This is a genomic window from Erwinia sp. PME.40.26/001 (assembly GCF_055556675.1).
In genome coordinates this window covers 1-246 of the sequence record NZ_JBVHNP010000360.1, presented here as the reverse complement: position 1 = coordinate 246, position 246 = coordinate 1, and the positions used below count along the sequence as shown (strand labels likewise).

1 pseudogene is annotated in these 246 nt (G+C 76.4%); it reads left to right on the top strand.

The features are described from left to right. Positions 1-246, top strand: a pseudogene (locus tag ACZ3HG_RS24545) (8-oxoguanine deaminase); the annotation flags it as partial.

Below are 246 nucleotides of genomic sequence, written 5' to 3'. Positions count from 1 at the left end.
CGAACGAGGTCGTCGACGTCGAGATCGCGCTCGACCGCTACGGCCGCCGTCCGCTCGACCTGCTCGAGGACTGGGGCTGGCTGGCCCCCGACGTCACCCTCGCCCACCTGTGCGGGGTCACCGACGACGAGATCGCCCGGCTCGCGGCGGCCGGGGTCACGGCGACGCACGCGCCCGGCTGCGACGTGCCGATGGGCTGGGGCGTCGCGCCGGTCGCGAAGCTCCGGGACGCCGGCATCCCGGTCG